The 11,612-nt window shown below is 69.8% G+C and carries 12 protein-coding genes; 7 read left to right on the top strand and 5 right to left on the bottom strand.

Features of this window, described 5'->3' with window-relative positions; all coding sequences use genetic code 11:
- Positions 1-263 precede the first annotated feature (263 nt).
- From AB0C28_RS54085 to AB0C28_RS54055, 7 genes are all read left to right on the top strand, one after another.
- Positions 264-485 (top strand): hypothetical protein, encoded by a 222-nt coding sequence (locus AB0C28_RS54085; RefSeq protein ID WP_358085018.1) that lies wholly within the window; start codon positions 264-266, stop codon positions 483-485.
- Positions 472-1,056 carry a sigma-70 family RNA polymerase sigma factor gene (locus AB0C28_RS54080; RefSeq protein WP_358085015.1) on the top strand — a complete coding sequence of 195 codons (585 nt, stop codon included), beginning with the start codon at positions 472-474 and terminating at the stop codon, positions 1,054-1,056. The genes AB0C28_RS54085 and AB0C28_RS54080 overlap by 14 nt, the downstream gene beginning before the upstream one ends.
- A complete protein-coding gene (locus tag AB0C28_RS54075; RefSeq protein ID WP_357863038.1) occupies positions 1,053-2,237 on the top strand; it encodes a hypothetical protein in 1,185 nt (394 codons plus the stop codon). The genes AB0C28_RS54080 and AB0C28_RS54075 overlap by 4 nt, the downstream gene beginning before the upstream one ends.
- 120 nt (positions 2,238-2,357) lie before the next feature.
- A complete protein-coding gene (gene pstS, locus AB0C28_RS54070; RefSeq protein WP_358085012.1) occupies positions 2,358-3,431 on the top strand; it encodes a phosphate ABC transporter substrate-binding protein PstS in 1,074 nt (357 codons plus the stop codon).
- Positions 3,432-3,503: 72 nt separating this feature from the next.
- The gene (locus tag AB0C28_RS54065; RefSeq protein WP_358085010.1) at positions 3,504-4,631 is read left to right on the top strand and encodes a mandelate racemase/muconate lactonizing enzyme family protein; all 1,128 of its coding nucleotides are present in this window, start codon (positions 3,504-3,506) and stop codon (positions 4,629-4,631) included.
- 48 nt (positions 4,632-4,679) lie between these two features.
- A complete protein-coding gene (locus tag AB0C28_RS54060) occupies positions 4,680-5,783 on the top strand; it encodes a mandelate racemase/muconate lactonizing enzyme family protein (protein WP_358085026.1) in 1,104 nt (367 codons plus the stop codon).
- 11 nt (positions 5,784-5,794) lie between these two features.
- Positions 5,795-6,613: a FadR/GntR family transcriptional regulator gene (locus AB0C28_RS54055; protein WP_358085007.1), complete on the top strand. Its 819-nt coding sequence runs from the start codon at positions 5,795-5,797 to the stop codon at positions 6,611-6,613.
- Positions 6,614-6,664: 51 nt separating this feature from the next.
- Here the strand turns inward: AB0C28_RS54055 and AB0C28_RS54050 are convergent, their stop codons facing one another.
- The 5 genes from AB0C28_RS54050 to AB0C28_RS54030 are packed head-to-tail and all read right to left on the bottom strand — an operon-like array spanning position 6,665 to position 11,485.
- Positions 6,665-7,939 (bottom strand): glucarate dehydratase family protein, encoded by a 1,275-nt coding sequence (locus AB0C28_RS54050; RefSeq protein WP_358085004.1) that lies wholly within the window; start codon positions 7,937-7,939, stop codon positions 6,665-6,667.
- Positions 7,936-8,346 (bottom strand): universal stress protein, encoded by a 411-nt coding sequence (locus AB0C28_RS54045; RefSeq protein WP_357863029.1) that lies wholly within the window; start codon positions 8,344-8,346, stop codon positions 7,936-7,938. Before AB0C28_RS54045 ends, AB0C28_RS54050 begins: the two co-directional genes overlap by 4 nt.
- Positions 8,343-9,851 carry a tripartite tricarboxylate transporter permease gene (locus AB0C28_RS54040; protein ID WP_358085001.1) on the bottom strand — a complete coding sequence of 503 codons (1,509 nt, stop codon included), beginning with the start codon at positions 9,849-9,851 and terminating at the stop codon, positions 8,343-8,345. Before AB0C28_RS54040 ends, AB0C28_RS54045 begins: the two co-directional genes overlap by 4 nt.
- A 9-nt stretch (positions 9,852-9,860) precedes the next feature.
- Positions 9,861-10,451 carry a tripartite tricarboxylate transporter TctB family protein gene (locus AB0C28_RS54035; protein WP_357863025.1) on the bottom strand — a complete coding sequence of 197 codons (591 nt, stop codon included), beginning with the start codon at positions 10,449-10,451 and terminating at the stop codon, positions 9,861-9,863.
- 26 nt (positions 10,452-10,477) lie between these two features.
- Complete coding sequence (locus tag AB0C28_RS54030; protein ID WP_357863024.1) at positions 10,478-11,485, bottom strand: tripartite tricarboxylate transporter substrate binding protein; 1,008 nt, start codon at positions 11,483-11,485, stop codon at positions 10,478-10,480.
- Positions 11,486-11,612: the final 127 nt, after the last annotated feature.

Here is an 11,612-nt window from a genome sequence, read left to right as displayed (position 1 = left end):
CGCCGGCACCACCCTCGGCCTCGGCAACCTCCCCATCGTCCAGCGCACCCCCTGGCTCAAGTAGTACGAACGCCCCCACGCCCACCCCCGGCAGACCGGAGGTGGGCGTTCGGCTTGCCGAGTGCTTCAGGTGCTGCGGAACCAATCGCCTATGACTCCTCCCGATCAATGCGACTGACGGCCACTTATAGACGTAGAGCGGGACTTCGGTATCCACCCCTCCGAACCCCCCGTAAGGGAGGCAAACCATGGATCCCGTCCAAATGGCCGCCGCCGTGTCGGCCGTGCTGGTCGCCGGTGTCACGGTCGTCGGTGCGTGGCTGCGCAGCGTCGTCAGCCGCGAGAAGAGCAGGGAGGTGGCACGGCGTGACCTCGTACGCCGGCTCCCTGAAGGCAGTCGCATCCTTGATCTGGGCAAGCACGGCATTCTGATCGAGTTCGGTCCTGTCTCCCACGCGAAAGCCTCCGACGATGGCGACCGATGATCAACACCTGCCCCTTCCGATGGAACATCTCCCTGATCCGGCAGAAGACCGCGTCGCGGTGCGCGGGGATTTCCTCGACTTCTACGATCGCGAGTATCACCTGCTGGTGAGGTTCCTGCTGTGCTGCGGCGCTCCGAAAGCTGAGGCGGAGGACGCCGCGCAGGAGGCTTTCCTAGAAGTGTGGGCCCGCTGGGACTGGGTGCGGGACACGGTCCGAAGACCCTCCCTCTATCTGCGCAAAGTGGCGTACCACAAGTATCTGCGGCCGCCCGGTCCACGTCGCCGGCCGTTACCGGCCACCATGAGGGAACAGGAACCTCCGGAGCGATCAGGGCCGGACCACGCCGTTCTGACCGATGAGTCCCTGGACGTGCTGGCAGCGCTCCGCGAGCTGGACGGCAACAGCATGATCGCGATGGCCCTGCGGGTGGACGGCTTCACCGCTGTCGAGATAGCCGATCATCTCGGCCTGAGCGCACAGAAGGTGCGCGACCTGCTCAAGAAGGCACGAAAAGCACTGAGAGCGCGACTCTATCCGGCACGCGCGAAGGAGGGAGGCGCACCACGGTGAGCATCGACGATGAGGCCTGCCATGACGAGCTGTCCGAGGAGGAGCTGGACAGCGTGCTGTCCCGCACCGCGGAGAATGTGCTGAGCCACGTCCACCAGGTCACCGACCCCACGGTCACGCTGCTGGCCATCATGGCCGGCCTGGACTCGCCACCCGCCTCCAGGCCGTGGCCCGAACCGGAAGGGGGCGCTCAGAACCCCGAACGGGACATCTGCCTCTACCGCCGTCTGGCTCTGGCCCGCCGGCGGATGGACGCGACGCTGGCCGGTGCGGTGCTGCCAGAGGCCGTCCTCGACGAGTGGGAGGCGCGCACTGTCCGCCACGGTGAGCAGTACATCACCGCGACGGCGCCGCTCGAACTGCTCACCGACGTCCTGGTGGACTTCGGGGAGGTCAGCCGGCTGTGTGAGCAGCGGCATCCGATCGACTGTCATCGTCGTCTGCACCGGATCGCGGCGAGATTGGCCGGTCTCATCGGCATGCTGCTGATCAATCTGGGCCTGTGGGACTCGGCCGGCTCGTACTTCGAAACGGCCCGCCGGGCCGCGGAGGAGACGGAGGACCCCACGCTGCGAGCTTGGGTCATGGTCCGTCAATCCATGCTGCCGCACTACTACGGTGACCCGCTCGACAGCCTGAAACTGGCGCGGGCGGCCGGTGACCTCGCGGACAAGCAGGTGTGCGCGGTCAGCGCCATGGCACCCGTCGCCGAGTTACGGGCCATGGCGCGGCTGGCGCAGCAAGGACGCGGCATCGGCTTTCCTGCGCGAGACGACGTACGGGCCGCCGCCGAAGAGGCACGGAGCAGAGGGGAATCGGTGCTGGCGACGGTGGAGGGCAGCGACCCGGTCTTCGGCTACACGCGCAGGCAACTGCTGTTCCACCTGGGCGAGGCCCTCGTCGAGTTGGGCTGCTTCCGCGACGGTTATGTGTATCTGACCAAGGCGCTGAAGCTGTACGACCACCACGAGCAGCTCGACCGCACGCTGATACAGCTCGATCGGGCCTTCTGCCGGGTGGCGGGAGGTGAGCCGAAGGAGACCCTCCGGCAGGCCACCCGGGCCACGCACGAGTTGCCGCCGGAATATCGCTGGAACATCGTTCAACGGCGGGTCCGCCAGCTCGAATCCGCGGTCGCGCGGTTGGCCGCTGAAGGAGGAACGGAACCCGCACCCGGTTGAGGCGACCCGTCTCCCCGCCGTCCGTGAGCTGGCACGCAAAGAGGGAAATGACGGACTCATGCGGCCGGCTTGACGGTTGATCGAGGTGCGCGGGAACGGGTGCTTCCTAAGCTGGGCGGGGTGGCAAACCTGAAGCGGGTCGCGTGGCCGGGGCTGCTAGTCGCCCTGGTCCTGACCGCGGGCGTCGTCACCCTGTGCGGGATCCGATACTTCACCAGCGGGAACAAGGGGACCGGCGGGACCAGGATCGTGAAGTCGATCACCGGGTCCGGGTCGACCGCGCAGAAGGGGGCGATGGACGCCTGGCGGGCCGAGTTCCAGCGGATCCATCCCGAGTTCCGGGTGGACTACCGCGCCAACGGGTCGGGGGCCGGCATCCGGGACTTCATCGCCGGCGCCACCGCGTTCGCCGGGTCCGACATCCGCATGCCGCCGAGGGATCAGGAACGGGCCGACCGGCGCTGCGGTGGCAGGGCGTTGCATCTGCCCATGGTGATCGGGCCGGTGGCGCTGGCGTACAACCTGCCGTCCGTACCGGATCTGAGGTTGTCGCCGGCCACGCTGACCGGCATCTTCACCGGGCGGATCACCCGATGGGACGCCAAGGAGATCCGCGCCGACAACCCCGGCGTGCGGATGCCGGACGCGCGGGTCCGGCCCGTCCACCGCGCCGGCGACTCGGGCACGACGCACAACTTCACCGCGTTCCTGCGGGCGACGGGCCGGTGGCCGGACGAGCCGTCGATGGTGTGGCGGGGTGCGGGGCGGCCGATCGGGGGTTCTGACGGGATCGTCCAGGTCGTCCAGTACTCGGAGGGTTCCATCGGGTACGTCGAGTACGGCTACGCCAGCAACGCCCGCCTGCGCATCGCCAAGATCCGCAACGCCTCCGGGCGCTTCGTCGAACTCTCGCCCGAGAGCGCCACCCTGGCGATGGAGGGCGCCAAGGTCGTCAACACCGAGAACGGCCCGATCGTGGAGTTCGACTACCGGACCAGGATCCCGGGCGCCTATCCCATCGTCATGATCACCTACGAGGTCACCTGCCAGGGCGACGCCGACCCGCTGGTGCAGACCTTCCTGAGCTACACCGCGGGCGACGCCGGCCAGTCCTACCTCGCTCTGTACGGCTACGCCCCGCTCCCGCACGACATCCTGGCCGCCGTGCGCACCCGGCTCGGCCTCAGCAGCTGAGCGAGTTGTCAGATGACTTATGGATTTGTACGATGACATACGAATCCTGCCGCCCCACGCCCGAGGACCACCATGGCTTCCGACCGCATTCGTCACGTCGCGCTCTCCTCCGTCACCCTCCCTCTCGACGTCCCCGTCAGCGACGCCAAAGTCCTGACCGGACGGCAGAAGCCGATGACCGAGATCGCCTTCCTCTTCGCCGAGATCACGACCGAGGACGGCCACGGCGGCACCGGCTTCAGCTACAGCAAGCGAGCCGGCGGACCGGCGCAGTACGCGCATGTCAAGGAGGTGGGGGAGAACCTGCTGGGTGAGGATCCGTCGGACATCGGCCGGGTGTATGAGCGGTTGTTGTGGGCGGGGGCGTCGGTGGGCCGGTCGGGGGTGGCGACGCAGGCGCTGGCGGCGATCGATGTGGCGTTGTGGGATCTGAAGGCGAAGCGGGCGGGGCTGCCGCTGGCGAAGCTGCTCGGCTCCTACCGCGACTCCGTCAGGACGTACAACACCTCGGGCGGCTTCCTGCACGCGCCGATCGAGGAGGTGAAGGAGCGGGCCTCCCAGTCCTTGGCGGACGGGATCGGGGGGATCAAGATCAAGGTGGGGCAGCCGGACATGCGGGAGGATCTGCGGCGGTTGGCGGCGGTTCGGGAGCATCTGGGGGACGGGGTGCCGTTGATGGTGGACGCCAACCAGCAGTGGGATCGGGCGAGTGCGTTGCGGTTCGGGCGGGCGGTGGAGGATCTGGGGTTGGTGTGGATCGAGGAGCCGCTGGACGCCTATGACGCCGAGGGTCACGCCCAGCTCGCCGCCGCGCTCGACACGCCGATCGCCACCGGTGAGATGTTGTCCAGCGTGGCCGAGCACGTACGCCTCATCGAGGCCCGCGCCGCCGACATCATCCAGCCCGACGCCCCCCGCGTCGGTGGCATCACCGCCTTCCTGCGCCTGGCCACCCTGGCCGACCACGCGGGGCTGCAGCTCGCGCCGCACTTCGCCATGGAGATCCACCTCCACCTGGCCGCCGCCTACCCGCGCGAGCCCTGGGTCGAGCACTTCGAGTGGCTCAACCCGCTGTTCGAGGAGCGGCTCGAAACCCGCGACGGACGCATGATCGTCCCCGACCGGCCGGGGCTCGGGATCACGCTGAGCGAGCAGTGCCGCAAGTGGACCGTGGACAGCGTCGAGTTCGGAAAGGCGTAGGCCGTGTCCGGCACGCGGGCGCGCGTCACGTCAGGGGCCGTCGGCGCCGTGCGGTTCGGCCGCTACGCGGTGCCGCTGGAGCGGCCCGTGAGCGACGCCAAAGTGGCCACGGGACGGCAGCGGCCCCTGTCCCAGCTCGACGTCCTGACCTGCGAGATCACCACTGGCGACGGCCTGGAGGGGCTGGGCTTCTCCTACACGACCAGGGCCGGCACGCCGGCGCAGTACGCGCATGCCAAGGAGGTGGGGGAGAACCTGCTGGGTGAGGATCCGTCGGACATCGGCCGGGTGTATGAGCGGTTGTTGTGGGCGGGGGCGTCGGTGGGCCGGTCGGGGGTGGCGACGCAGGCGCTGGCGGCGATCGATGTGGCGTTGTGGGATCTGAAGGCGAAGCGGGCGGGGTTGCCGCTGGCGAAGCTGCTCGGCTCCTATCGCGATTCGGTACGGGTCTACAACACCTCCGGCGGCTATCTCCAGGCCCCGATCGAGGAGGTGAAGGCGCGCGCTTCCCAGTCCTTGGCGGAGGGCATCGGGGGGATCAAGATCAAGGTGGGGCAGCCGGACATGCGGGAGGATCTGCGGCGGTTGGCGGCGGTTCGGGAGCATCTGGGGGACGGGGTGCCGTTGATGGTGGACGCCAACCAGCAGTGGGATCGGGCGAGTGCGTTGCGGTTCGGGCGGGCGGTGGAGGATCTGGGGCTGGTGTGGATCGAGGAGCCGCTGGACGCCTATGACGCCGAGGGTCACGCCCAGCTCGCCGCCGCGCTCGACACGCCGATCGCCACCGGTGAGATGTTGTCCAGCGTGGCCGAGCACGTACGTCTGATCGACCTGCGTGCCGCCGGCTTCCTCCAGCCCGACGCCCCCCGCGTCGGTGGCATCACCCCCTACCTCAAGATCGCCGCCCTCGCCGACCACGCCCACCTCCAGGTCGCGCCGCACTTCGTGATGGAGATCCACGTGCACCTGGCCGCCGCCTACCCGCGCGACTCCTGGGTCGAGCACATCGAATGGCTCTCGCCGCTGTTCGAGGAGCGGCCCGAGATCAGGGACGGGCGCATGCTCGTGCCCGAACGGCCCGGCCTCGGCCTCACCCTGGCCGCGCACGCCCGGGACTGGCGGCTCGACGACGTCATCCTCGGAGGCGGGTAGATTTGTCAGCCGTGCCCCCCGACCCCAAGGCCGGCCGCGACACCGGGCCCAGGCCCGGCAGCGCGCACCAGCCCGGCAGCGCGCACCAGCCCGGCAGCGCGCGCGAGGCCGACCGCGACACCGGGCGCAGGCTCGACCGTGACAGCGGGCGCGGGCTCGCGCACGAGCTCGTCGAACGGCTCAAGGCCCGCATCCTGGCCGGCGAGATCCAGCCCGGCCAGAAACTGCCCACCGAGTCCTCCCTCATCCAGGAGTTCGGCGTCAGCCGCACCGTGGTCCGCGAGGCCGTCTCGCGGCTGCAGGCCGCGGGGCTGGTCGAGACCTTCCAGGGGCGCGGGTCGTTCGTGCTCGCGCTGCCCGCCTCGACGGCCTTCTCCGTGGAGGCGTCCGGCATCCGCACTCACCGCGACGTGCTCGACATGATCGACTTCCGGATCGGCGTCGAGTCGGAGGCGGCCGGGCTGGCCGCGGAGCGCCGGACGGACCTGCAGCTCAAGGCGATCGAGCGGGCCCTGGTCGACCTCGGGCGCTCCGGCGAGCAGCCGGGCCACGCGGTCGAGGCCGACTACGCCTTCCACCTCAAGGTCGCGCTCGCGTCGGGGAACCGGTTCTACTCCGACCTGCTCGCCTCGCTCGGGCCGATGATGATCATGCTGCCGCGCACGCGGCTGCCGCACGTCTACACGGTGTCCGACGCCACCCACTTCACCCGGGTGACCCTGGAGCACGAGAACATCTACCGCGCCGTCGCCGACCAGGACGCCGCGGCGGCGCGGGCGGCGATGCGGCTGCACCTGTCCAACTCCCGCGCCCGCCTCCAGGCGCCCTAGGGCTCCGGCCGAGGCTCCCGGTCAGCACTCCAGGTGCCCTGAAAAATCACGTCACCAGCGGGCCGTGCTCGGGGTGAAGTCCGGGACGATCGAGCGCATGTACGCGGTGTCCTCCCGCCCCCGCTGCCCGCACGCGACGTACTGCTCGTGCAGCGCCGCCAGCGCGTCCTCGTCCAGCTCCACGCCCAGGCCGGGCCCGGTGGGCACGGCCACGCTCCCGTCGCGGAACTCCAGCGCCCCCGGCTTGACGACCTCCTCCGTCTTCCACGGGTAGTGGGTGTCGCACGCGTACGTGAGGTTCGGGGTCGCCGCCGCGAGATGCGTCATGGCGGCCAGGCTCACGCCCAGGTGCGAGTTGGAGTGCATCGACAGGCCGAGCCCGAACGTCTCGCAGATGCCGCCCAGCAGCGCCGAGCGGCGCAGCCCGCCCCACAGGTGGTGGTCCGACAGCACGACCTGCACCGCGTCGGCGGCGACGGCCGGCTTGAGGTGCTCGAAGGCGATGACGCACATGTTCGTGGCCAGGGGGATCGAGGTCTGCCGGGAGACCTCCGCCATGCCGGGGATGCCGGGAGTCGGGTCCTCCAGGTACTCCAGCACGCCCGACAGCCGCTCGGCCGCCTGGACGGAGGTCTCGACGGTCCAGGCGCCGTTGGGGTCGATGCGCAGCGCGTGGCCGGGGAAGGCGTCGGCCAGGGCCTCGACGGTCTCGTATTCGTGGCGGGGCTCGTACACGCCGCCCTTGAGCTTGAGCGCGGTGAAGCCGTACTCGTCGACCATCCGCCGGGCCTGGGCGACCATCTGCTCGGGTGTGCGGCCCTCGCCCCACGAGTCGTCGTCGTGGCCCGGATGGCCGGCCCACTTGTAGAACAGGTAACCCGAGAAGGGGACGCGGTCGCGTACGGCGCCGCCGAGCAGGTCGCTCACCGGGCGGCCGAGCGCCCTGCCCTGGAGGTCGAGCAGCGCCACCTCGAACGGCGCCACCACGGTGTCCACGGCGCTGGAGATCTCCAGCATGCCGCCGAAGCTCGCGCCCGCGCCGCCGGTACCCTCCCCGAGCGTCTTCACCACGGTCGCGCGCAGCGCGTTGAGGTCGAACACGTCCGCGCCGGGCAGCGCGGCGGCCACCGCGCCGAGCCGGTCGAGGTGGGACTGGTCGGCGTACGTCTCACCCAGGCCCACCAGCCCGGCATCGGTGTGCACCTGGACGATCGCGCGCAGCACGTACGGCTGGTGCACTCCCACCACGTTGAGCAGCGGCGGGTCGCGGAAGGCGACCGGGGTGACGACCACCCTGCTGACCCGGCCCGCCTCGCGCGGGCTCAAAGCTCGGCTCGCACGGCAGGGGCCTTCACGGTCAGTACGGGCACGCTGGCCTCCATGAGGATCCGCTGGGCCTCGCTGCCCAGGATGAACTTGCCCACCAGCGACCGGTGCCGCAGCCCGATGACGATGAGCGTGCCGCCGCTCTCCCTGACCAGCTGCTCGAACGTCTCGGGCAGGTCGTCGTCGTGCAGCGGCTGGCGCAGCTCAGCGTCCACCCCGGCTTCACGGGCCCGCCGCAGCAGCTCCGAGCCGGCCGCGTCGTCGATCTTGCGCTCGTCCACGGGGGCGCCGCGCCGTGGCGAGTTGACGATGATCACGCGCTCTCCGCGCAGCCTGCCCTCGCGCAGGCCGGCGTCGACGGCGGCCTCGCCCTCGGGCGTGGGCAGGTAACCGACGAGGATGGTCATGAAACAGTCTCCTCCACACGATCGGGGGTCTTGCGGCGCAGCGCCTTGCGGATGAGCGGCCAGACCGCGACGATCACGACCAGCGCCAGCACCGTCCCGGAGATGGGGCGGGTCAAGAATCCCGCAGGATCGCCGCCGAAGATCAGCAGCGACTGCCGCGACGAGTTCTCGATCATCGAGCCCAGCACGAACGCCAGCACCAGCGGCCCCGGCTCGAAGCCGAACTTCTTCATCAGGTACCCCAGCACGCCGAACACGATCACCATGAAGACGTCGTACACCTTGTTGTTCACCGTGTACGCGCCCAGCAGCGTGATGAGCACCGTGATCGGGGCCAGGATGGCCGGCCGTACCCGCAGGATCCGGACGAACACCCCGACCATCGGAATGCTCATGATCAGCAGCAGGATGTTGCCGATGTACATCGAGTTGATGACGCCCCAGAACACGTCCGGATGCTCGGTGACCAGCTGCGGCCCCGGCTGGATGCCCTGGATGAGCAGCGCGCCGAAGATCAGGGCCATGGTCGCGTTCGCCGGGATGCCGAGCGTCAGCAGCGGGATGAACGAGGAGGTGGCGGCGGCGTTGTTGGCCGTCTCGGGCGCGGCCACGCCCTCGATCGCGCCCCGGCCGAAACGCTCGGGCTGCTTGGCGCGCCGCTTCTCCAGCGCGTACGCGGCCAGAGACGACAGCACCGCGCCACCGCCGGGCAGCACGCCGAGCACGAACCCGATGAGCGAGCCGCGCCCGATCGCGCCCTTGGCCTGCCCGAGGTCCTTGCGCGACGGCCAGACGTTGCCGACCTTGGCGGGGGAGTGGACCTGGTTGTGCCGTTCCTCCAGGTTGTAGAGGATCTCGCTGAGGCCGAACAGGCCCATGGCGATCGGGATGAAGTCGATGCCCTCGGCGAGGTCGAGGCTGCCGAAGGTGAAGCGCTCGGCGCCGGTGAAGGTGTCGCGGCCGACGGTCGCGAGCAGCAGGCCGACGCAGGCGGCGATGATGGCCTTGAGCCGGTTGCCGTTGCCGACCGAGGAGATCAGCAGCACGCCGAGGATGCCCAGAGCGGCGTACTCGGGCGGGCCGAAGTCGAGCGCGAACCCGGCCACGACCGGGGCGACCAGCGTCAGGGCGAGGATCGAGATCGTGCCGCCGACGAAGGAGCCGATGGCCGCGATGCCCAGCGCGGTGCCCGCCCGGCCCTGCTTGGCCAGCGCGAACCCGTCGAAGACGGTCACCACCGAGGACGCCTCACCGGGCAGGCGGAGCAGCACCGAGGTGATCGTGCCGCCGTACTGGGCGCCGTAGAAGATGCCGGCGAGCATGATGATCGCCGACACGGGGCCGATGCCGTACGTGATCGGCAGCAGGATCGCGATCGTCGCGCCGGGCCCGAGGCCGGGCAGCACGCCGATCAGCATGCCGATGATCACGCCGATCAGGCAGTAGAGCAGGTTGGCCGGTTCGAGGACGACGCCGAAGCCGTCGAGGATCGGGGAGATGTCCATGTGACTTTCTCAGATGAGTCGCGGGAGCGGGATCGACAGCAGCAGCACGAAGAGCACGTAGAACGCGGCCACGGCGCCGATGCTGATCACGATGGACGAGCGCCACGACTCCTTGCCCAGCCAGCGCAGCCAGACGAACATGAGCAGCAGCGAGGGGATCTCGAAACCGATCACCGGCAGCAGAGAGGCGAGCCCGACCAGCGTCACCAGGCCGACGACGGTGAGCAGGCTCGACCGGGAGAAGCGCTCGGTGTCCTGCAGCCCGCGGCCGGTGAAGGCCAGCGTCGCCGACAGCACGATGATGACGATGCTGATGGCGAACGGCCACAGGCCGGGACCCGGCTGGGTGAGCTGCCCGAGGCCGAGCGTGTACGACACGACGGCCCCGAACACGCCCGCGGCCAGGGCCACCACAGCCGCGCCGAGCTGCGCGAACGGGCCCGCGTGCGGCGGCCTGGCCTCCTCCAGCTCGGCCTGGAGCCGGTCGGCCTCGGCCTGCAGCGCGTCGGCGTCGTCCAGCGGCGCCGCACCGGGCCGGTCCGGCTCGGGCGGGGCCGAGCCGGGGTCCGGATGAGAGGCGGTGGGGTCGGGCGGGGACATGCGCACTCCTTAGCGGGGGGCCGCGCTCAGCCGGCCAGGCTGATGCCGAACTTGTCCAGCTGCGCCTTGTACGTGGTGGAGTCGTTCTGCAGCGAGGTGAGCACCTCCTGCGGCGCGACCTCCATCGGGGTGAGCGAGTTCTCCTCGTTGAACTTCTTGTACTCCGGCGTGGCGAACACCTTCTTCGCGGCGTCGAGCAGCTTGGTCTTGACGTTCTCCGGCGTGCCCTTGGGCGCGGTCAGGAAGCGGTACTGCGTCACCAGGACGTCGAAGCCCTGCTCCTTGGCCGTCTTCACGTCCGGCAGGTAGGGGATGCGCTCCTTCGAGAAGACGGCGAGCGGCACGAGCTTGCCCGCCTTGACGTTCTCGATGGCCTCGCCGATCTGCATGGTGGAGACGTCGACCTGGTTGCCCAGCAGGGCGGTCAGGGCGGGGGCACCGCCGTCGAACGGCACGGCCGTGGCCTCGATGCCGGCGGTCTTGAACGTCAGCGCCGAGGCGAGCTGCGCGCCGGTGCCGACGCCCGTGGTGCCGTAGCGGATCGTCTTGCCGGCCTTCTTCATGTCCTCGATGGACTTGTAGCCGGACTGGGAGTTGGTCGCCATGACGTAGTCGTCGCGCGAGATACCGGTGATGACGTCGAACGAGTCGATCTTCGTGGCCTCGGCGGCCGACACCGTGAGCGGCGTGATCGTGAAGAGCGAGGCGTTCTGCACGGCGATCTTGTAGCCGTCGGGCTTGGCCGACTGCAGCTCCTTGGCGTTGAGCGCGCCGTTGGCACCGGGCTTGTTGAGCACGGGCGCGGAGACGCCGAGCTCCTTGGCCATGCCCTGGGCGAGCGCCCGGGTGATGAGGTCGGTCGAGCCGCCGGCGGAGGCGCCGACGCTGAACTCGATGTTGCCGGACGGATATTCGCCGTCGCCGCCACCGGAGGAGGTCGTCTTGACGCCGCCACACGCCGTCAGCGCGATCGCGGCGGCAGCGCCGGCGACGCTCACGAGGATGCGGCGGGAGGCTGGCCGAGATGTCGGCATGGACTTCTCCTTTGCCCGGGCGGAATGCCGCCCGTGGTGTGCTATGGAGCGGAGTGAGGGGGTTGCGTAAGGTTACGGCAAGGTTTCCGCTCGTCAGTCTCCGGAGACTATGGACGTGCCTCGATGC

Source organism: Nonomuraea sp. NPDC048892 (assembly GCF_040649735.1).
Classification (GTDB): Bacteria; Actinomycetota; Actinomycetes; order Streptosporangiales; family Streptosporangiaceae; genus Nonomuraea; species Nonomuraea maheshkhaliensis.
Note: the sequence above shows the minus strand (reverse complement) of the source record. Positions and strands in the feature narration are given on the sequence as shown.